Source organism: Chelativorans salis, from assembly GCF_025336525.1.
Taxonomy (GTDB): Bacteria; Pseudomonadota; Alphaproteobacteria; order Rhizobiales; family Rhizobiaceae; genus Chelativorans; species Chelativorans salis.
In genome coordinates this window covers 17,580-38,011 of the sequence record NZ_JAOCZP010000011.1, presented here as the reverse complement: position 1 = coordinate 38,011, position 20,432 = coordinate 17,580, and the positions used below count along the sequence as shown (strand labels likewise).

At 59.4% G+C, this 20,432-nt stretch carries 20 protein-coding genes; 16 read left to right on the top strand and 4 right to left on the bottom strand.

All coding sequences use genetic code 11. The annotated features are described in order from the left end of the window. Positions 1 to 11 precede the first annotated feature (11 nt). The 8 genes from dctP (at position 12) to N5A92_RS23945 (ending at position 8,769) form a co-directional block, all read left to right on the top strand. Entirely contained in the window at positions 12 to 1,019 is a 1,008-nt protein-coding gene (gene dctP / locus N5A92_RS23980) for a TRAP transporter substrate-binding protein DctP (protein ID WP_260906886.1), read from the top strand. Between the two features lie 225 nt (positions 1,020 to 1,244). Next, on the top strand, positions 1,245 to 1,760 hold the full coding sequence (locus N5A92_RS23975; protein WP_260906884.1) for a TRAP transporter small permease: 516 nt from the start codon (positions 1,245 to 1,247) through the stop codon (positions 1,758 to 1,760). Between the two features lie 6 nt (positions 1,761 to 1,766). Further along, positions 1,767 to 3,065 carry a TRAP transporter large permease gene (locus N5A92_RS23970; RefSeq protein WP_260906882.1) on the top strand — a complete coding sequence of 433 codons (1,299 nt, stop codon included), beginning with the start codon at positions 1,767 to 1,769 and terminating at the stop codon, positions 3,063 to 3,065. Positions 3,066 to 3,172: 107 nt separating this feature from the next. Further along, a complete protein-coding gene (locus tag N5A92_RS23965; RefSeq protein WP_260906880.1) occupies positions 3,173 to 4,090 on the top strand; it encodes a dihydrodipicolinate synthase family protein in 918 nt (305 codons plus the stop codon). A gap of 3 nt (positions 4,091 to 4,093) precedes the next feature. Continuing rightward, positions 4,094 to 5,602: an aldehyde dehydrogenase gene (locus tag N5A92_RS23960; RefSeq protein WP_260906878.1), complete on the top strand. Its 1,509-nt coding sequence runs from the start codon at positions 4,094 to 4,096 to the stop codon at positions 5,600 to 5,602. Continuing rightward, a complete protein-coding gene (locus tag N5A92_RS23955) occupies positions 5,602 to 6,372 on the top strand; it encodes an NAD(P)-binding domain-containing protein (RefSeq protein WP_260906877.1) in 771 nt (256 codons plus the stop codon). The genes N5A92_RS23960 and N5A92_RS23955 overlap by 1 nt, the downstream gene beginning before the upstream one ends. A 29-nt stretch (positions 6,373 to 6,401) precedes the next feature. Beyond that, positions 6,402 to 7,721 (top strand): NAD(P)/FAD-dependent oxidoreductase, encoded by a 1,320-nt coding sequence (locus N5A92_RS23950; protein ID WP_260906876.1) that lies wholly within the window; start codon positions 6,402 to 6,404, stop codon positions 7,719 to 7,721. Positions 7,722 to 7,800: 79 nt separating this feature from the next. Then, on the top strand, positions 7,801 to 8,769 hold the full coding sequence (locus tag N5A92_RS23945; RefSeq protein WP_260906875.1) for a LysR substrate-binding domain-containing protein: 969 nt from the start codon (positions 7,801 to 7,803) through the stop codon (positions 8,767 to 8,769). A 242-nt stretch (positions 8,770 to 9,011) separates the two neighbouring features. On the opposite strand, the gene N5A92_RS23940 is transcribed toward N5A92_RS23945, so the two are convergent. Together N5A92_RS23940 and N5A92_RS23935 are read right to left on the bottom strand one after the other, a co-directional pair. After that, positions 9,012 to 10,040 (bottom strand): trans-3-hydroxy-L-proline dehydratase, encoded by a 1,029-nt coding sequence (locus N5A92_RS23940; RefSeq protein ID WP_260906874.1) that lies wholly within the window; start codon positions 10,038 to 10,040, stop codon positions 9,012 to 9,014. Position 10,041: 1 nt separating this feature from the next. Beyond that, on the bottom strand, positions 10,042 to 12,078 hold the full coding sequence (locus N5A92_RS23935; RefSeq protein WP_260906872.1) for an NADH:flavin oxidoreductase: 2,037 nt from the start codon (positions 12,076 to 12,078) through the stop codon (positions 10,042 to 10,044). A gap of 117 nt (positions 12,079 to 12,195) precedes the next feature. Here N5A92_RS23935 and N5A92_RS23930 point away from each other — a divergent pair, with 117 nt between their 5' ends. The 4 genes from N5A92_RS23930 to N5A92_RS23915 all read left to right on the top strand — a co-directional run bounded on the left by N5A92_RS23930 (position 12,196) and on the right by N5A92_RS23915 (position 16,161). After that, positions 12,196 to 12,876, top strand: a complete 681-nt coding sequence (locus N5A92_RS23930; RefSeq protein ID WP_260906870.1) for a TetR/AcrR family transcriptional regulator — start codon at positions 12,196 to 12,198, stop codon at positions 12,874 to 12,876. A gap of 33 nt (positions 12,877 to 12,909) precedes the next feature. Continuing rightward, positions 12,910 to 13,842, top strand: a complete 933-nt coding sequence (locus N5A92_RS23925) for an ornithine cyclodeaminase family protein (RefSeq protein WP_260906869.1) — start codon at positions 12,910 to 12,912, stop codon at positions 13,840 to 13,842. Between the two features lie 333 nt (positions 13,843 to 14,175). Beyond that, positions 14,176 to 15,144, top strand: coding sequence for an NAD-dependent epimerase/dehydratase family protein (locus N5A92_RS23920; protein ID WP_260906867.1), 969 nt, complete (start codon positions 14,176 to 14,178; stop codon positions 15,142 to 15,144). Between the two features lie 78 nt (positions 15,145 to 15,222). Beyond that, on the top strand, positions 15,223 to 16,161 hold the full coding sequence (locus tag N5A92_RS23915; protein ID WP_260906866.1) for an RNA polymerase sigma-70 factor: 939 nt from the start codon (positions 15,223 to 15,225) through the stop codon (positions 16,159 to 16,161). Between the two features lie 127 nt (positions 16,162 to 16,288). Here N5A92_RS23915 and N5A92_RS23910 read toward each other — a convergent pair whose 3' ends face one another. Beyond that, positions 16,289 to 16,858: a NuoB/complex I 20 kDa subunit family protein gene (locus N5A92_RS23910; protein WP_260906865.1), complete on the bottom strand. Its 570-nt coding sequence runs from the start codon at positions 16,856 to 16,858 to the stop codon at positions 16,289 to 16,291. Between the two features lie 285 nt (positions 16,859 to 17,143). Between N5A92_RS23910 and N5A92_RS23905 the strand changes: the two genes are divergently transcribed. Then, positions 17,144 to 17,578: an anthrone oxygenase family protein gene (locus tag N5A92_RS23905; protein ID WP_260906864.1), complete on the top strand. Its 435-nt coding sequence runs from the start codon at positions 17,144 to 17,146 to the stop codon at positions 17,576 to 17,578. A 112-nt stretch (positions 17,579 to 17,690) separates the two neighbouring features. On the opposite strand, the gene N5A92_RS23900 is transcribed toward N5A92_RS23905, so the two are convergent. Beyond that, positions 17,691 to 17,996: a YciI family protein gene (locus N5A92_RS23900; protein ID WP_260906861.1), complete on the bottom strand. Its 306-nt coding sequence runs from the start codon at positions 17,994 to 17,996 to the stop codon at positions 17,691 to 17,693. Positions 17,997 to 18,084: 88 nt separating this feature from the next. On the opposite strand from N5A92_RS23900, the gene N5A92_RS27555 reads away from it, so the two are divergent. The 3 genes from N5A92_RS27555 to N5A92_RS23885 all read left to right on the top strand — a co-directional run bounded on the left by N5A92_RS27555 (position 18,085) and on the right by N5A92_RS23885 (position 20,406). Beyond that, positions 18,085 to 18,633, top strand: coding sequence for a LysR family transcriptional regulator (locus N5A92_RS27555; protein WP_425248635.1), 549 nt, complete (start codon positions 18,085 to 18,087; stop codon positions 18,631 to 18,633). Further along, positions 18,569 to 18,940: a substrate-binding domain-containing protein gene (locus tag N5A92_RS23890; protein ID WP_260906858.1), complete on the top strand. Its 372-nt coding sequence runs from the start codon at positions 18,569 to 18,571 to the stop codon at positions 18,938 to 18,940. Before N5A92_RS27555 ends, N5A92_RS23890 begins: the two co-directional genes overlap by 65 nt. Before the next feature lie 401 nt (positions 18,941 to 19,341). Continuing rightward, entirely contained in the window at positions 19,342 to 20,406 is a 1,065-nt protein-coding gene (locus N5A92_RS23885) for a hemopexin repeat-containing protein (RefSeq protein ID WP_260906857.1), read from the top strand. Positions 20,407 to 20,432 lie beyond the last annotated feature (26 nt).

The following is a 20,432-nucleotide window of genomic DNA, read 5'->3' as shown; positions in this document are numbered from 1 at the left end:
GAGGACTCAAGATGAAACTATCCAACATCTCCGCAATCGCATTTGCCGCGGCGATGCTTGTCCCGTTTGCGGCGCAGGCCAGCGACAAGGAATACAAGCTCGTTCTGACCAGTGAAGCCGGTGATCGCGACTCCGTTCTTGGCAAGGCCATGCAGAACTGGGCGTCGATGATCGAGAAAAATTCGGACGGGCGCATCCGCGTGAATGTCTTTTATCAGGGCGAGCTGGGTGGTCAGCAGGAGCTGTTTGACCAACTCGTCAAGGGCAACGTCCACATGATGATCACGTGGCCGCAGACGTCCTACGACCAGCGGATCGGTGTGAACTACATCCCCTACCTCGTTCTGGGATGGGACGACGCCATCGAGGCGTTTGGAAGGGAAGGCTGGATCCGCCAGTTGCTCGATCCGATCTATCAGGATATTGGCCTCAAGTATTTCGGACCGTTCCCGGAAGGCTTCGGTGGCATCGCCACCAAGGGCCGCTACGCCACCAGCTTTGAAGAGGCGCAGGGTCTGAAGGTACGGTCGCAACCGATCTTCCCGCTGCCGCAGACGATTCAGGCGATGGGCTTCCAGGCGGTGCCGATAGACTGGGCTGAAGTCTATACGTCGATCCAGACCGGCGTCGTGGATGGCGATTCATCCAATGTCATTTACTGGGACTACGAATATTTCCGTGACCAGCTCGATTACTTCGTTCAGTCGTCGCACAACTTCTCGTCCTACTCACTGCTGATGAACGGTGCGACCTGGGAAGAGATGGATGAAGAAGACCGCGGAATAATCGAATCCGCATCCGTCGCCGTGATGGACCAGCAGTTCAAGGACGCCAAGGCGGAAGACGACAAATGGATCGCCGCGGCGCAGGAATCCGGCATGGAATACATCGTTCCGACCCCCGAGCAGAAAGCTGCCTGGGTCGAGCGTGTCCGCACTGAAGTCTGGCCGCAGGCGGAGGAGGCCCTCGGCACAGAAATCATGGACGTGGTGCGGGCCAACGCATCGGTCCCGAAGTAGATCCACTAAAGACGGTTGAGGCGGGCTGCGCGGCTCGCCTCAGACTGCCGGCAACGTACGGCGGCCCTATGGGTGCTGGAGCACTCGCGGAAAGTTCATGGTTCAAAGACAGAACAAACCGAGATCGAGTCTCGCCGATCCCAACGGCTGTCAACAATCGAGGGGAAATCAATCTGGGCCGTTGTGTCTTGCGTGACCCGTCTTCGAATAAGGGAGGACTTCATAATGCAAACACTAAGAACAGCCGATGCGCTTCTTGTGCGCATCATCCATCCGATTTTGATCGTGGTCGGGCTGGCCGTCGCGCTGATGCTGGTCGTCGGCATCTTTACGCGGGTGCTCGGGGCACCTGTATTCGGTCTCGAAGAGATCATGCTGCTTGCGGTCATGTGGTTCTACATGCTGGGCGCAGCGCTGGCATCGCGTGAACGCTCGCACCTGTCGGCCGACTTCGTGCGCGTTATATCGAAAAACCCGAAAGTCTGGCGCGTTGCGGCCTTGTTTTCCACCGCGGTATCGCTGGGTATCGCGGTGTTGTTCAGCACTTGGGCGTGGGCGCTGTTCTCCTTTGGTCTGGAGCGTGGCCAATCCACGCCGGTCTTCGGGATTCCGTGGTGGATCTCGCAGTCCAGTCTCTTCGTCGCTTCGGTGATGTTCATTGTCTATTTGGTGCGGGACCTACTCCATGAGATCCGCGGCGAGGACTGGCAGTCGGGCGATCCCGCGGCAGAAGTGGAGTAATCTGAAATGGGTGCACTTATCGCAATCATCGCCGTCGTATTGCTGATGATGATCGGGGTTCCGGTCGTATTCTCCTTCGCCGCAATGACGCTCATCCTGTCGATCGCCTATGATGTCGATATCTCGTCCTTGATGACCACGGGCTTCTGGTCGGTCAACTCGGTGATCCTGGTGGCGTTGCCGCTTTTCGTGATGACCGGTTACCTGATGCAATCCGGCGGGATCGCCCGGCGCCTGGTGGACTTCGTCGAGGCATTGGTCGGGCGTTCGCGTGTTGGCATGGGCACCTCGATGGTCGTAACTTGCGGCATTTTCGGGGCCATTTCGGGTACCGCCTCGGCTGCCGTGGCTTCCGTCGGTTCTATCATGATCAACCCGATGGAGAAACACGGCTATGCGCGGGGATATACAAGCGCACTCCTGGGTATTTCCTCGCTCCTGGGTCTGTTGATCCCACCTTCGATTACTATGATCCTTTATGCGGTCGTGACCCGACAGTCGGTTGCAGCCTGTTTCCTAGCGACCGTAGGTCCGGGCATCTTGCTGATGATCTGCCTTGCGCTTTTCAATCGGCTGCATGTCAATCGGAAGCTGGGCGGGGATACTGAACGTGCTTCGTGGGGTCAGCGCGTTTCCGAAACGGCTTCGACCGGCTGGCGGGCTATTCCCGCATTATTGCTGCCGGTTATCATTCTGGGCGGTATCTATGGCGGCTTTGCCACGCCGACCGAGGCCGCAGCCATCTCAGTGGCCCTCGCCATTCCCATCGGCTTGTTCGTCTACCGAGAGCAGACGCTGCGAGGGATCGGCGAAGCTGTGATCCATGCCGCAACCACCACCGGCGTTATCATGATCATCCTCGTCTTTTCGTTCGTGGCCAGCCGGATCCTCACCCTTGAGCGCGTGCCTCAGGAACTGACCGACGTTCTGCTGAACACGTTTTCGAGCCCGATCCTCATTCTCCTGGTAGTGAACATCTTTCTGATCGCCATGGGCATGATCATGGACGATGTCAGCGTGATCGCCATCATCAGCCCTCTGATGGTGCCGGTCATGGCCGAGATTGGTGTCGACCCGATCCACTTTGCAGCGATCATCGGGACCAGCATTGTGATCGGGGCGAACAGTCCTCCGATGGCCCCAATCCTGTTCATGGCCTGTCGTGTCGGCAGGGTCGGGATGTCGGAAGTGATCACGCCCGCGTTCTATTTCATGGCTTTGGCGGCATTTCCAGTAATGCTCGTCACGACATATTGGTCGCCGCTGGCGCTGTTCTTACCGCGGCTTCTGGGGTTCATGCCGTAGAGACAGTGTCGATATCGCTCCGCCTGCGCGGTTTGGCGGGGCAAACACCGGGAGGCGGCCCCAAAGCCTCCCGGAATCCGACACAATTTGGCGAATGGAAGCGCGCAATGGCATTCAGGTTCACCCTTGAGGGGATCTACGCACCGATCGTGACGCCGTTCGACGAAGAGGGCGCATTCGATCTCGATGCGCTGGCCGACGTCATCGATCATCTGGTCGGAAAGGGCGTCCACGGGATAATTTCTGGAGGATCGACTGCCGAGAATTATTCCCAGACCGTCGAAGAGCGGCTTCTATTAGCGCGCTTTATCAAGGACCGACTGAATGGTCGTTTGCCGTTGATCGTGGGCACGGGCGCCATGCGCACGCCGGACTCCGTCGCGCTAGCCCAAGGTGCGCGCGAAATGCAAGCCGATGCCATCCTGCTGGGAACGCCCCCTTACTCGGTCCCGACCGAACGCGAGAATGCGCTGAATGCACTCGCCATTGACCGCGCCGCGGACCTGCCGATCATCCTTTACAACTACCCCGGCCGCATGGGCGTGGAGATGGGCGAGGAGTTTCTCGATCGCGTCTGCCGCTCGCGCAATGTCATCGGGATTAAGGAAAGCTCGGGCGATATCAACCGGGTTCACCTGCTGGCTCGCGATTACCCGCATATCCAGATGTCCTGCGGCATGGACGATCAGGCACTGGAATTCTTCGCCTGGGGCGCGCGCAGCTGGATCTGCGCAGGCTCCAACTTCCTGCCGGAGGAGCATGTCTTCCTCTACGAAACCTGCGCCGTGAATGGCGATTTCGCCAAGGGGCGTCGGATCATGTCCGCCATGATGCCGCTGATGCGCGTGTTGGAACAGGGCGGCAAGTTCATCCAGTGTGTGAAGCACGGAACAGAGATGGCAGGCCTGCGGGCAGGGCCGATGCGCCCGCCGTTACGCGGCCTCAACAAGGATGACAAGCGGGAGCTCGAACAGGTCATCCGAACCCTCAAAACCACGATTGCGGCTATCAAGGCGGAGAACTGATCCATGAGGGAGCTTCTGACCCGCGAAGAATACGAGGCTATCGCAGCCAACCTGTCCCTGCCGGTGAATGCGTTCATCGATGGCAGCTTCCGCCCGGCGAAATCCGGCAAAACCTTCGAGACTTTGAATCCGGCGACCGGTGTGAAGCTTGCGGATGTGGCGGCCTGCGATGCGCAGGACGTGGATTTCGCCGTTTCCAAGGCGCGCGAAGCGTTTGACGATGGCCGCTGGTCGAAACTGCATCCCGCCGAACGCAAGGAGGTGCTGATCCGGCTTTGTAAGCTGATGACCCGCAACCGCCACGAGTTGGCAGTGATGGAAAGCCTGGACAGCGGTAAGACGATCTACGATTGCGAAACCGTGGACGTGCCCGAGACCATCCACTGCATCAAGTGGCATGCTGAGCTGATCGACAAGATCTATGACCAGGTGGCCCCCGCTTCGGACAATCATATCGCAATGGTCGTGCGCGAACCTGTCGGCGTCGTCGGGCTTGTCCTGCCTTGGAACTTCCCGCTTCTGATGATGGCTTGGAAAATCGGCCCGGCGCTGGCCGCAGGATGCTCGCTAGTGATCAAGCCTGCAGGAGAAACCAGCCTCACCGCTCTTCGGATTGCCGAACTGGCCCATGAGGCGGGCGTTCCTGCGGGCGTTCTGAACGTCGTGACCGGCAGCGGTGCTGCCGTGGGTGAGCCTTTGGGCAAGCACGCGGATGTGGACATGGTGTCCTTCACCGGTTCGACGGCGACGGGGCGGCGGTTCCTGCATTATTCGGCGGACAGCAATCTCAAGGAAGTCGTGCTGGAGATGGGGGGCAAGAATCCCTGCATCGTGATGGATGACGCGGAGTATCTCGACACCGTGGCCGAACACGTGGTCAATGGCGCTTTCTGGAATATGGGCGAAAACTGCTCTGCTGCATCGCGCCTGATTGTCCACAAGGACATCAAGGACAATCTTCTGGAGCGCGTGAAAACCGTCGCCCGCCAGTGGAACGTTGGTTCACCGTTGGATCCGTCCGTGCGAGTTGGCGCCTTGGTTTCCAAGTCTCATTTCGACAAGGTCTGCAGCTATCTTGAGCTGGCCAAGGAAAGCCAGATCATCTTGGGTGGCGAGGATATCGATGGCGCCTTCGTGGAGCCCACGATCGTCGACGTGGGCGGCAATGACGAAACTTTGGCCCGCGAAGAAATCTTCGGCCCGATCCTGTCGGTCATCACCGTGACGAGCTTTGACGAAGCCATCTCGGTGGCCAATGACACGGAATACGGCTTGGCGGCCTCGATCTTTACCGCCAACGCACGTCGGGCGATCCGCGGGGCGCGCGCGCTTCGCGCCGGAACCGTGACTGTCAACAGCTTTGGCGAAGGTGACATCACGACTCCCTTCGGCGGTTACAAACAGTCGGGCTTTGGCGGGCGCGACAACGCGATCCACGCCCACGACCAATACACCCAGCTCAAGACCATCTGGATCGACCTTAGCGATCCGTCGGATTCCGAGGTGGAGTAATGGCGCGGATCGGTTTCCTCGGGACGGGAGAGATCGCCTCGGCGATGATTCAAACCATCGCTGGGGCGGGGCATGACATTGTCGTCTCTCATCGCAATGAGCGGGTTTCGGCGGAACTGCAGATGAGGCATCCCGGGCTCCGCCGGGCTGCGAACCAGACTGTCGTGGACGAAAGCGATATCGTGGTGCTCTGCCTCTTGGCAGACACCGCCCGCAAGGAATTGCCAAATCTGGTGTTCGGCGACGGGAAGACGGTTATTTCCGTCATGGCCGGAATGCCGATCGCCGAGCTTGAGCGGCTTTGTGCGCCGGTCACCGAAATCTGCGTCGCCATTCCGCTACCACCGATGCCCTTGGGCGGTACGCCATTGGCCGTCTATCCGGAGAATGTCTGTCTCCATGAGCTATTCGGTCCACATGTGCGCATCCACGCCTGCGCCTCAGAAGCCATGCTCAATGCGCATTTTGCGGCTACAGGTGTGCTCCTGCCCTTGCTTGATCAGATAGATGCCGCAGCAAACTGGCTGTCGGCGTTCACCGATGATCGTGCTGAAGCTGCGAGCTATTTGGCGGGGCTGATCGGCGCATACTGCAAGTTGCTGACGCAAGAGACGGGAACTGATCTTGCGCAATTGCGCGCTGGATTGGGCACAGAAGGCGGGCTGAACCAGTACTTGAGCAGGACACTGGCAGACAACGGAACCCTCACTGCCCTGGAGGCCGGTCTCGACGGCCTTCGGAAAAGACTTCAACTGCCTCCGAAAAATTAGTGATGCGAGGCGAATACTTCGCAAAGAGGTTGCCCAAGTTCGCCGGACGGGCAGCCTGGAGCGCAATTCTCGGCACATTGCCCGCGGCGCAGCCATTGCAAGGGAAGGTGACCGCCGACTTTACCGTGATCGGCGCAGGCTTTGCAGGATTATCCGCGGCGCGGCGCCTCGTTCAGTTGAACCCGGGGGCAAAGGTTGTCGTGCTCGATGCGTCCCGCGTAGGCGAGGGGGGCACCGGACGCAATTCCGGGTTCATGATCGACTTGCCCCATAATCTGGCATCGGAAAATTATGCCGGTGCGACTGAAGGTCTGGATAGAAGCCTGATTTCTCTGAACCGGATGGCGATTGGGTTCGCTCGTGAGGCGGTGCAGGACTATGGGATTGATGCCAATTATTTTGATCCAGCAGGCAAGATCAACGGCGCCGCGACGGAGAACAGCCACGCGCAGAATAAGTCTTATGGTGCTCATTTGCAGAAGCTGGGCGAACGCTATGAGATGCTGGACGAACAGGCGATGTTGGGGGTGACGGGCAGCCGGTACTATTTGTCGGGACTCTATACGCCGGGGACGGTCATGCTCCAGCCTGCCGGTTATGTCCGGGGTTTGGCTCAGGGCCTGTCCCGTGAGGCGGTTATCCATGAAGAGAGCCCGGTTACCGCCTTTTGCCGGCAAGGGACAAGTTGGCGTGTTGAAACTTCCGGTGGAGTTGTTTCGACTGACAAGATAATCCTTGCCAATAACGGCCACATCGAGAGTTTCGGCATCTCGCGCGGCCGCCTCATGCACATTTTCCTCTTCGCCGGTATGACCGAGGAGCTGAGTAGAGATGCGCTCCGCCGCGTCGGCGGGCAACCGAGATGGGGGATCACGCCATCTGATCCGATGGGAACGACGGTCCGCCGGATCGACACGGGGCAGGGCGGCAATCGAATTACCGTTCGGATCTGCGCCGAATTCTGCCCTGACATGGAAAGCACCGAGTACAAGATGCGTCGCGCAGCAAAAATCATGCGCAGAAAACTCGATGAGCGCTTCCCGCAACTCCGTGACGTCAGGTTGGAATACATCTGGTCGGGCCCCTTATGCTTGTCTCGGAACGACGTATCCGTGACGGGTGAGATCGACAACGGCGTCTATGCTGCCTGTTGCCAGAACGGCCTGGGAACGACCCGCGGGACGCTGACTGGCATCGCCGCGGCGGAATGCGCCAGCGGGAAAAGTTCCGTCATCACGGAGTTCTTTGCGCGACAAGCGAAACCGCCGCTTCTCCCGCCTGCACCGTTGGCGAAGTTGGGTGCGACGGCATATCTGAACTGGAAGGGATGGCGGGCGAGAAAGGAATGATGCGCATAGGCGTAATAGGTTAGACCACCATCAGTTCGGACGCGCTTGTTGCATTCAGCAAGAATGTTTAACTTGGGCCATGCCGCCCAAACGTCGATATCTTCCATCGCTCGGATCATTTGCCACTTTTGAAGTGGCGGCGAAGCATCTGAGCTTTACCATGGCGGGTACTGAGCTCAATGTCACGCAGGCGGCAATCAGCCAGCAGATCCGCGGCCTTGAAAAGGCTCTTGGCGCCACCCTTTTCGTACGGAAACACAATAGTCTCGAACTGACTCCCGCGGGCGAAAGCCTGCTGAGGGCCGTCAGCCGGGGGCTCGATGATATTTGCGACGGCATTGACGCGATCTTGTCACCGCCGGATGTCGCGGTGATTACCTGCTCAGGCACCAACGCGGCTGTCGCCTGTTGGCTGAAGCCCTTTGTAGACCGCTTCCGGGCCGACAATCCGGATATGAGATTCGTGCTGTTGGCCTCCGACGAGGATGACGCATTGCGGAACTTCGACGAGGTCGATGTATCCATAATCTGTGGCAACGAGCGCTGCGATGTGGGCGAAAGACTTTACTATCTCTTCCCGGAGACGGTCGAGCCGATGTGCAGTCCTGAATATTTGAGAAAGCACGGCCCGATCGATGATCCGAACAGCCTTGAGCGTGCACATCTGCTTGAATTGCATCGCAAACATTGGTCCGCCAATGCAATCGGCTGGCAAGCAGTCACCTGGGAGGACTGGTTTCGTGCGATGGGTATTGCAATTCCGCCGTTCGTACCTTCCCTAGTCAGCAACAATTATCCGCTGCTGCTGAACGCTGCTGTAAATGGCGAAGGGGTCATTCTCGGCTGGCATCACCTCGTCAAAGCGGAACTTGAGGCGGGGAGGCTCTGCCGCCTCTTTGACAACCCGCTTCAGGTGGATCGCGGCTATTACCTCAAGCTGAACTCCGCATCGCTGGGCAAGCCCCATGTCCTTCAGTTTATCGAATTCGTCTTGTCTGGTCTTGTGGGCACAACGCAAAACACCCCCTGGCGCTCACTCACGGGGTAAGCGCAAGTAGATGGTCCAACGTATCACTGAACGTGCTGATGAGGCGCCTCAGCCGCGGTTTTACGGCATAGCCATGTCGCGCTGTCGAAACACTCAATGAGTTCTCACTGCTTCGACGAATCTCCTTCTCGCTAGATCATTTCACCGTTTTACTGAAACGGTGAAATGATCTAAGCTTTTGATTTTACGCAATTCTGGGCGGAAAACCGGTATCCACTTTTCCTAGAATTGCTCTGACCTCTTCAACGAGCGCCCCATGTGTCGGATAGCCTGTATCCTTCCGGCCAAGGGTCGGACGGATCGAGCATGTGCTGGTGGATGCCGGTGATCCATCCGCGGCCGGATATCTCTGGGTGGATGGCCAGGCGGCCGGCAACGGTCGTTTCACCCAGGATCTGGCCGGAGAAGGTTGAGCCGATGAGCGAGCGAGTCGCGAGGCGGTCCCCCGTCTTCATCAGACCGCGCGCGTGCAACACAGCCATACGTGCTGACAGGGCCGTGCCGGTAGGGGAGCGGTCAACCTTCCCTGGCTGGATGGCTACGGCGGCGCCGGCCTCGAAGCCCTGCGGTCCATCTGAAAGCGACCCAGCGAAGAGACAGAAGGAAAAGTGCCGCCAGTCCGGATTCTCGGGATGCTCGAAGCTTAGTTGTGCGTTGGCGGCGTTCGTGATCTTTACACCGAGCCTGGCGATGTCATGCGCCTCGCTCTCGTTTAGCGAGAACCCCATCGCCGCGGCGTCCACGATCACGAAGCTATCGCCGCCATAGGCGGTGTCGACGGACAGCGAGCCGAGGCCTTCGACCTCAAGCGGCTCGTCAAGGCGGGAGGCGAAAGAGGGCACGTTCTGGACAAAGATGCGCTCGGCCTTTCCGTTGCGGCATTCCGCCCGCACGCGGACAAGGCCACCTGGCGCTTCGAGTACCAGATGTGTCTCCGGTTCTGTCATTGGAACGAGTCCGGCATCGAGCAGCACAGTTGAAACGCAGATGGAATTGGAGCCGGACATTGGCGGCGTATCCTCCGGCTCCATGATGATCCACGCCGCCTGTGCCTCCGGGTGCTTGGGGGGCACCAACAGGTTCACATGCCGGAAGACGCCGCCGCGCGGTTCGTTTAGGACGAAATTTCGCAGAGTCCCGTCCTGCGCGATCCATCGGCTCTGCTCCCAGATCGTGTCGCCCGGGGGAGGCAGGAGGCCACCGACGATCACATCGCCGACCTCGCCCTCGGCATGGGCAGAAATCACGTGAATGGTTTTGGATGAACGCATGTCAGATCACCTTCACCAGCCGCAGGGCGTCGTAAATCGCGGCATGGGTGTTTCGGGCAGCTACGGCATCGCCGATGCGGAAGAGCTGATATCTGCCGTCGGGGTTATTATTGACCTTTTGCGGGCGGCCATCGATAAGCGCCCCATAGTCCACCTCGCCGCGGTTGACGGAACCGGGGCGGAGGTCGAAATAGATATCGTCCAGCGGCCGCGTGCCGTGGTTTACTACAACCTGATCCACCCGCCGTTCGCGGGCGACACCGCCATAATCGCTGCCGACAGTGGCCAACAGCTCATTGCCCTCGCGTCGCACAGCGTCGAGTTTCCAGGTGACAGTAAAGGTCACGTCGCGCTTTTGCAGCTCGCGCATCGACGGGGTCAGCGACATGGCCATGACCTCGGGTGCGAAGCTGCGGTCGCGGGTCATGATCTCGACCTTTGCGCCGGTGGTAGCGATCTTCTCGGCCGCCTGAAGCGCGGCGTAGTCGCCCGCGTCGTCGTAGATCAGCACATTCTGCCCTGGCCGAGCATCGCCAGAGAGGATGTCCCAGGCCGATACGATCAACTCGTTGCCTTCGTCCAGCACGTCGGTATGGGGAAGACCTCCGGTAGCCACGATAACGACGTCCGGTTTGTCTGCCAGTACGGTCTCGTCATCGGCGAAGTTGTTGAAGTGGAAAGTGACGCCCATTCGCTCGCATTCGGCAAAGCGCCACTGGATGATCTGCATCATCTCGGCCCGGCGGTCGGTCTGGGCGGTCAGGCGGATCTGCCCACCCGGATCGTTCGCCGCCTCATGTACGATCACCTCGTGGCCGCGTTCCGCGGCGACACGGGCGGCCTCCAACCCGGCGGGTCCGGCGCCGACGATCACCACGCGCCGTTTGGTGTCGGCCTTGGCGATCTCATGCGGCTGCTCCAGCTCGCGCCCCGTCGCCGGGTTGTGCAGGCATAGCGCCGCGCCGCCCTGGTAGATCCGGTCGAGGCAGTAATTGGCACCGACGCAGGGGCGGATGCGCTCTTCCTCGCCGCGTATGATCTTGGCGACTATATGCGGGTCGGCCATATGCGCGCGGGTCATGCCGACCATGTCGAGCTTGCCGCTGGCGATCGCGTGGCGGGCCGTCGCGACATCCTGAATCTTGGCAGCATGAAAAGTGGGGAAGTTGGTCGCGGCTCGGATCTCTCCGGCGAAGTCCAGATGCGGGGCGCTGCGCATGCCCTGAACCGGGATCACGTCGGTCAGCCCCGCATCGGTGTCGATATGCCCCTTGATCACGTTCAGGAAGTCCACCATGCCGCAGGCTTTCAGCCGACGCGAGATTTCCAGCCCGTCCTCTTTGGTCAAACCGCCCGGCAAATCCTCGTCACCCGTGTAACGGACACCGACGATGAAATCTGGCCCCACCCGCTCGCGAATGGCTTTCAGCGTGTCGAAGGTGAAACGCAGGCGATTGTCGAGATCGCCGCCGTAGGGGGCGTCAAGATCGTTCGTCAGCGGCGACCAGAACTGGTCCATCAGATGGCCGTAGGCCTGCAGCTCGATGCCGTCGAGCCCCGCCGCCTTCATCCGCTCCGCCGCATCGGCATAATCCTCAATAATGCGGGCGATGTCCCAGTCCTCGGCCTTTTTCGGGAAAGCCTTGTGCGAGGGTTCACGTTCATGGCTGGCGGAGACCACCGGCAGCCAGTCAGCCTTGTCCCAGCGGGTGCGGCGGCCGAGATGCGTGAGCTGGATCATGACCGCGCAATTATGCTCATGACACTCGTCGGTCAGCTGTCTCATCCAGCCGACGACCTCGTCCTTCCAAGCCAGAATATTGTTGAACACAGGCGGACTGTCGCGCGCGACCGAGGCGGAGCCTGCGGTCATCGTCAGTGCCACACCGGCCCGTGCCCGCTCCGCATGATAGGCGCGGTACCGTTCCTTGGGCATGCCGTCCTCGGGATAGGCTGGCTCGTGGCTGGTGATCATCAGCCGGTTCTTCAGCCTCAGATGCTTTAGTTCGTAAGGCTGAAGAAGGGGATCGTGCGACATGGTTCGTCTCCCAAACACTGGGGGATGATTCCATGGAATGTTCATCTATGTCAATTCAAAGTTCATACGTGTATATTTTGTTTGCCGCGCGGACGATCGGCTGGTATGATTCCGCCAATGGACAGGAAAAGCGAAATCACCGGAAAAACCGAAAAATCGTCTGGTTGGCGCGGGTCGCGCGATGTCTGGCTGCAGGCAGCGAAGCGGGCGTTCCTCGAAACTGGGCTCGACGCGGTGAAAATCCAGCCGCTAGCGACCAGCCTGAAAATTTCGCGTACCAGCTTCTATTGGTTCTTCAAGGACAGGAATGCTCTGCTCGATGCTCTTCTCGAACAGTGGGAGACGAAGAATACCGGTGCTTTCGTGGCGGCCTGCGAATCGTATGCCGAAACAATTACGGAAGCCGTGTTGAACCTCATCACAGTATTTTATGATGAAGAGGTGTTCGAACCGCAATTGGATTTCGCCGTACGTGGTTGGGCCCACCAATCTGACTCCGTGATGGCGCGCGTTAACTTGATGGATGAGCGTCGCCTCGCGGCGATACGAGACATGTTCGTCAGGTTTGGTTTCGCCAGTGACGATGCTGACGTCCGTGCGCGCACGGTCTATCTCGTCCAGATTGGTTACATCTCGATGCAGGTGCAGGAAAGCGTTGCCACGCGGATGTCGCGTGTTCGGCGATATGTCGAGATTTACACGGGTCGGCCACCGACCCAGGGCGAAGTGGACCGCTTCCACGCGCGACTAAAATTCAGACCGCAAGAGAGGGGCGCAAGCCTGCATACGGTAGCCTGAACCCACTGTGCAAACTATTCTAGAGGAACGCCATTGCACGCCCAACTGATCACATACGACGGCACGATCGGTAACCTGTCCTGGACCGAGGCGGTTGAGGCATTGAGAGTCGGACATCTCCGGCCGAAAGCCCAAGTCGCGGACATTTTTCTCGGTCCGGCCAATGCCACGCTGCTCAGCCGTGGCGCCTTCATCGATGGGCTCGGCTACGGGGTGAAATCGGTGAGCGTATTCGACCAAAACCCGACCCACGGATTGCCGACCATTCAGGGTGCGATGTTCGTTTTTGAACCGAAACATGGCCGGTTGGATGCGATCATCGACAGCCGCCTTGTAACCGAGTTTAAAACGGCGGCGGATTCCGTTATGGGAGCGCGCTTTCTTGCCCGGCCAGACAGCAAGAATCTTCTGATCGTCGGCGCCGGAACGGTCGCCCGGAGCCTCGTCAAAGCCTATCGGGCGCTTTTCCCGGGGCTGGAACGAGTGTCCATCTGGGCGCGACGGGCGGAACAGTCCACGGCCCTGGCGCGCGAGTTTGAGGCCGAACCCTTCTCGGTCGCTGCCGTTTCCGATCTGGCGACGGCCGTCACCGAGGCAGACATCATTACCAGCGCCACCATGGCACGTGAACCGGTCCTTCGGGGCGCCTGGATCAAGCCGGGGGCGCATGTGGACCTGATTGGCGCCTACAAGTCCGATATGCGCGAGGCCGATGACGCTTTGATTTCGAGCGGATCACTTTATGTGGATAGCCGTGAGACCACGATCGACCATATCGGCGAGCTGACTATTCCCATTGCAAGCGGCGTCATCGCCGCGGACGCGGTTATGGGGGACCTTTACGACCTGGTTCATGGCCGGACCGACGGACGCCGTTCGCGTGACGAGATCACCGTCTACAAGAACGGGGGAGGCGCGCATCTGGATTTGATGATAGCGCGCTACATTTCCGAAAATGCCATCTAGCGCCGGATCGGATTTTGTCGCCCCAAGGGTTTGCGACCTCTTTCCCAACTCATGAACCGTTTGGGTTTGGCAGCAACCGCTCCGAGTTTGCCGGAGGTTGCTTGAGACGACTCATGTGTGCCGAGCGCGATATCAGCCCTTGAAATACCTTCGCCAAGCCAGAATCCCGTTGCTGGCGAGCGCTTATCAAGCGAGTCGAGCGAATTCCTCGGCACGCCGTGTCACAGCGGCCTCGCCTAATCCGTCTTTATTGGCGTCAGCATTGGTGTCGGCGATGGAAACGGCCCGGCGAGATCGGTTGTTGGCGCCGACACCGGCAAAAGGAGGCAGATCATGCGTATCTTTCTTGCAGGCGCCACCGGAGCGGTCGGCAAGCCGCTCGTGCGACAGCTCATCGCCCGGGGTCATGACGTTACCGCCACCACGCGGAGTGCCGCGAAGGCCGAGGCACTGCGCCAACTCGGCGTCACGGCCGTGATCATCGACGGCCTCGACGGCGCGGCTGTCGGCGAGGCGGTCGCACGGGCCGAGCCCGATGCGATCATCCACCAGATGACGGGTGTTTCGGGCAAGCCCGACTTCAAGAACTTCGACCGCTGGTTCGCGCCGACCAACGCGTTGAGGACGGTAGGCACCGATAATCTGCTCGCTGCCGCCCGCGCCGTTGGCGTCAAGCGCTTCGTCGCTCAGAGCTATACGGGCTGGAACAACATTCGCGAGGGCGGACCCGCTAAGAGCGAGGACGATCCGCTCGACACCTCACCCCCAAAGGCGCTGACCGAGACGCTGGCGGCGATCCAACATCTCGAACGGTCCGTCACCGATGCGCCTTTGGACGGGATCGTGCTGCGCTATGGCAATTTCTACGGACCGGGCGCGTCGGAGGAACTCGTCAGGATGGTGCAGGGCCGGATGATGCCAATTCTCGGCGGGGGCACCGGCATCTGGTCATGGATCCATGTCGACGATGCCGCTGCAGCCGCAGTGGTGGCCCTGGAGCGCGGTTCGCCCGGCCTATACAACATCGTCGACGACCAACCGGCCGCGGTGTCGGAATGGCTCCCTTATCTGGCGGAGGTCGTCGGTGCGAAGCCGCCGCTTCGCCTGCCGGTCTGGCTCGGCCGCCTCGTCGTCGGCGAGATGCTCGTGCGGTGGATGACGGAAGCCCGTGGCGCGTCCAATGCAAAGGCCAAGCGCGAGTTGAGCCTGGAGCTTGCCTGGCCGACCTGGCGCGATGGATTCCGGCACGGCCTGGTCGGCCAGGAACCTGTGGCATCGCCACAGTTCAGGGCCGTTGCATGATGCTACGAAGCGTCGGGGCGCTCGGCGCCGAAGCAAAGGCGCCGGGCACCCGGCGATCGCAACAGGAGGTGAGGAGAAGTGGCAGAGTCCGAGAGCTTCGAGAAACTGCGTCCGCGCATGTTCGCCATCGCCTACCGCATGCTGGGCAGCGTGAGTGATGCGGAGGATATCGTGCAGGAGGCGTTCCTGCGCTATCAGGGCGCACTTCGGGGCGGGACAGAGATCGGCTCGCTGCGAGCCTATCTTTCAGCCGTGGTGACGCGCCTGTCGATCGATCACCAGCGGTCTGCGCGCGTCCGACGGGAAGATTATTTCGGTGTCTGGCTCCCCGAACCGCTGCTGACCGATACGGGGGATAACGACCCGACCGTGGTCGCCGAGGAGGCGGATTCGCTGTCGATGGCGTTCCTGCTGTTGCTGGAGCGGCTGGGGCCGGTGGAGCGCGCCGCCTTCCTGCTGCACGACGTGTTCGGCTACGGCTATGACGAGATTGCCCGGATCGTCGGCAAGGGCGAGGCAAACTGCCGCCAGATTGTCGCCCGCGCGCGGGCGCGCATCCAGGCCGACCGCCCGCGCTATGAGGCGACGCCCGAGCAGCGCGAAAGGCTCGCCGCGCATTTCTTTGCCGCGATCACGAGCGGCGATCTCGACGGGCTTGTGCAGCTTCTCGCCGAAGATGCCATCATATATGGCGATGGCGGCGGAAAGGCGCCCCAGTTGTCGAAGCCTGTCGTCGGTGCGATGCAGCTGGCCCGCCTGCTGACCGGATGGGGCCGGCAGATGCGCCAGCTTGGGCTTCGCTTCTTGCGCCGGCGTGTGAACGGACAGCCCGGTGCCGTTTTGGTCGATCAGGACGGGCTCTACCTCGGCGTCTTCGCCCTCGAAATCGACCAAGGTGTGGTGCGGACGGTCCGCTCGGTGATCAACCCGGACAAGCTTCGTCATCTCGGCCCGGTAGCCGACGCCTGGGCGCTCCAGAGGAGGCTGACCGGAAAACAGCAGAAGCGAGAGATTTGAACCTGAATCGGCTCGAGAAAATCCCTCATGACGACGGCGTGCGCATCCCGCATGTATATGGGGGCGGGTGTGACATGCCTGTCGCCTGGAGTCATAAGACTGCTGCATCAGCGTCGAAAAGCCGGCCTCAACGCTCGATCGAACCCACTCGCCGTATCTTCTTCTGAAGGAGAAGAAATGCGTACAGAAGGGCTTCCGCATAGATGTCGACGGGGATGATTCGGTCCACACCCCGCGTCACGGAATACGAATAGTGATAATAACCCCCGCCATTGGCACATGAACCCATCGAGATAACGTAGCGGGATTCAGGCATCTGATCGTAGATCTTGCGAATCGCAGGGGCCATTTTGTTAGTCACTGTGCCCGCAACGATCATCACGTCGGACTGGCGCGGTGAGGCGCGCGGCGCAAAGCCGAAGCGCTCGCAGTCATAGCGCGGCATCGCAAATTGCATCATCTCGACACCGCAGCAGGCAAGGCCGAACTGGTTCCACATCAAGGAACCCGTCCTTGCCCATTGAGAAAGCTTGTCGATACTGGTGACGACCCAGTTGCGGTCGGTCAGTTCGCTGCTTATCTCTGTGAAGAGATTGGATGCAAACTGCGATTCTTTGCTGGCTGGCCGCTTCTCATCTCCGCCAGAAGAAGGGTGTTGGCGCGGCACTGCCGAATGGACCTTCGACCTGGGTGTCATGATCCCTCCTTTGTGCAGGACTGCACAAAGTAAGACGAGGTAGCGACGACAGACGTGACATGCGAGTCGTCTGACGCCAGGAAACTCAATCAGGGCTTCCGGTCCAGCGGACGCTCTCCCAGCAGCGCAACGTCGGCTATTCTATCTTGAAGCGGCCTTTGCTTGCGAGACGAGTGAATGGCGTATTCGGGGTCGAACTTTCCGGTTCCCATCCGTCACACGAGGGTGGGGAGCGGAAATGGCAAGTGCGGGATAATGCTATAGCAGTGCGCGGGAGATCAGCGCATGTTTGGACTCTTGGCCCTTTTAAGCGCGGCGATATTTTTCGGCGCCGCCATCTACATCAATTTAGCTGAGCAGCCCGCCAGGCTCGCACTGGACGATCGCGCCGCGTTGATCCAATGGGGCCCCGCCTACAAGCGTGGCTTTGCCATGCAGGCTTCTCTCGCAGTGCTTTCAGGACTGCTGGGGCTTGCTGCTTGGTGGGACCACGGCGATATGCTCTGGCTGCTCGGCGCCGCTTTCATCCTGGCTAACTGGCCCTATACGCTGTTCGTCATCATGCCGGTCAATCATCGCCTTGAGGCGACGATGGTCGATGGTGCAAACGGCGAAACGCGCAAACTGCTCGTGCAATGGGGAAAGCTTCACGCGGGGCGAAGCGTTCTTGGTGGCGTCGCGGCATTCGTCTTCTTCTTGGCCAATCTGCCCAGTGCCTGAAAACAGCTTTCGCGTCCGCTTCGGGTCGCTTTTGCGCGTTCCAGCTCATCGCAAGAGGGTGAAGGGAGTCCGCCAGGACGAAGCCAATCCGTTGCTTTGCGAGACAAACCGGTTAGTCAGGATAAATCAGCCGCCGACCGGCGCCATAGACCTGCTTCCACGCGAGGATGGTGTAGGACTTGCGAAGCCCGGTGGGCCAGAAAGGATCTTCGTGAACGAGCCGCTCCACTTCGTTGACGGATGCCGCATCGACGATCCAAAGACCGCCCCACCCCTCGCCATCGGAACCCGTCAGAGGCCCGGCCGAGACGACATTGTCGGAATGCGTCTCAAGAAAGGACAAGTGCTCGGCCATATGGGTTTCCCGAATGCCCGGATCGGCGTTCGCCTCGTCTTCAAACAGGATGATGAATTTCATGGTCTTTCTCCAATGCAGATTAAGGCCCGACCATAGGGCAGCAAGAACGCCAGTTGATCCGGCAATTCTGCCGCTTTAACCTGCAACAATGCAGGACCATAGCTGGGATGACCTCAGATATCTTCTCGCCGTCCATCGGGCGGGAACCCTGGCCCGCGCAGCGCGCGTCCTCGGAGTGAACGAAACGACGGTCGCCCGGCGCTTGCGGACCTTGGAACAGAGCCTCACGGTGAAGCTCCTCGTTCGGAACGCTTCTGGTCACTACGAGGTGACGGATGTTGCGCAGGTCTTGATTGGCCATGCACAGGTGATCGAACGAGAGAACCTCGCGATTGAAGATGCTGTAGGCCGGGCGTCGCGGAAAATGGCGGGCACGGTCCGTATCAGCTCGGTCCCGATTGTCGTGAACAGGATTTTGGTTCCACATCTCCCTGAACTCAGGGACAAATATCCATTGCTGACCGTTGAGCTGGTCCCTGACTCCAGAAACGTCGATCTGACCAAGCGTGAAGCCGATCTTGCCGTTAGGTTGGCACGTCCCGAGTCTAAGCGTCAGGGCGCAGAAGATCGGCATGCTCGGGTTCTCCGTCTTCGGCCCAGCATCAGGGGCGGCCCCTCAGGTCTGGATCGGATATGACGATGCCCATGCCCATCTGCCACAGGCCAAGTGGGTTCAGTCGATCAAGGGAGCGCGCCAAGGCTTCTTGCGGGTCGCCGATGCCGGGACAGCCCTGGAGGCGGTTGCCTGCGGGCTGGGCGTGAGCTTCCTTCCGAGGCTGGCGGCCGCGGGCGACGCGCGGTTGCGCGAAATCATCGATGACTTGCCGATATCAGCACGAGCCCGATCAGTCTGGCTTCTCTCGCATGTGGATCAGAGGATGCGAGCTTCGGTGTCCGTGACGAAAGATTGGCTAATGACATTGCCGTGGGACGACGTCGGCTGAGGGTGGTCGAATCTTCGCGTTCCTCTGAAGTCTCGAGAGGGTGGAACTACGTCATTGCTAGCAAGCAAATCAATGGCAGAAGCGCACGAGTTTCCCGACATTTCCTCGCTTCGCTGACGGTGGTATCACCACCAGACTAGGCTATTACGGTGCAGCGACGTGTTGTGGCAGAAGGAGATGGGCGACATTTCGCTCAACGCTCCGTGCTGCCTTGGACCTGTAATTTTCTACAATACCCAACTGTTTCACGATCCATACAATAGACGTGGTCGAGTGAAGAACCGCCGCGTGGTGATTTCGCTCACCAAGGAGGGTTCTCCGTTGGTAGTTGGGCAATTGCTTCGATGCAGTCTCTGCCAGTAATTCCCGCAATTCCTGGAGTATCGTGAGGAAATGATGAAATGACTTCCAAGATATACTTCTTTAAGAAAGACAAATATGTGCAAATCGACCCTGACAGCAAAAAAGTTGATTCAGGTTACCCGCGTTCGATCGCCGACGACTGGAATGGGTTAAAGGAGATAGGCTTTGATTCCGATTTGAATGGCGCGGCGTATATTAATAACGCGCTATACTTATTCAAGAAGGAAAAATATGTAGAGTACGATCTAGGGAATGACAAGATTAAAGGTGACGCGTTGCCGCTTAGCAGTCTATTTAAGAATCTTCCAGGCAAAATGCAATCAGGATTTGACGCTTGCGCTTACTGGAGGCCTAGTGAATTTTTCATCTTTAAAGATAACCAGTCTGCGAGCTGTAATACCGAGAATTCGCCATTTGTTTTTGGGGACGCCTACGATTTTAGCAGTCTTCATGGTAACGGTTGGGTTGCATTGCCTTCGAGTTTCAAAAGTGGTGTTGATGCCGGATTGACAAAATTTTCCGGTGCATCCTTCGATTCGGTAGATGGGACGGTCTTCTTCAAAGATAGTCAGATGGCTGTATATACTGCCGAAAGCACATGCAGTAATGCCCAAGCGATTCAGAGCGTCTGGCATGGATTGGATGGTACTGATTTCGCCGAGGGCATTGACGCGGCCGTCCAGTTGCCAACGGAAAAGAAATCGCATGGCAATGGCCCGTCTCCGGCGCTGCAGACCGGAAGGCAATGCTGCTTCGACCTGCCGCCGAATACGACATTCTATGTTGCAGCGATGAATACGGAGAAGTGGGTGCGAACGGTGCACGTCACCATAGACGGCAAGGAGGCCAAGCCGGTCAACCTACCTGCCCACGACAATGGCCTGGTCCAGGTCTACAAGTCCGGCGCGGGCTCGCCGCCGAGCGGCAAGAGTGGCGTATGCATCGGCATTGACGACAGCCAGTCGGGCCACATGCTGCTGGGCTGGTACCCGCCGGTGGTGGTCGCGGACGGCGAATTCGTGAACATCGGTGCCGAGAAGGACTACAGGAAGGAAACCGGCTTCAACGACGCAGCAGTGTGCGTTTTCTGGAGGAAGAGCTAGTCACATCTATCCGCAGCCGGCCGGGC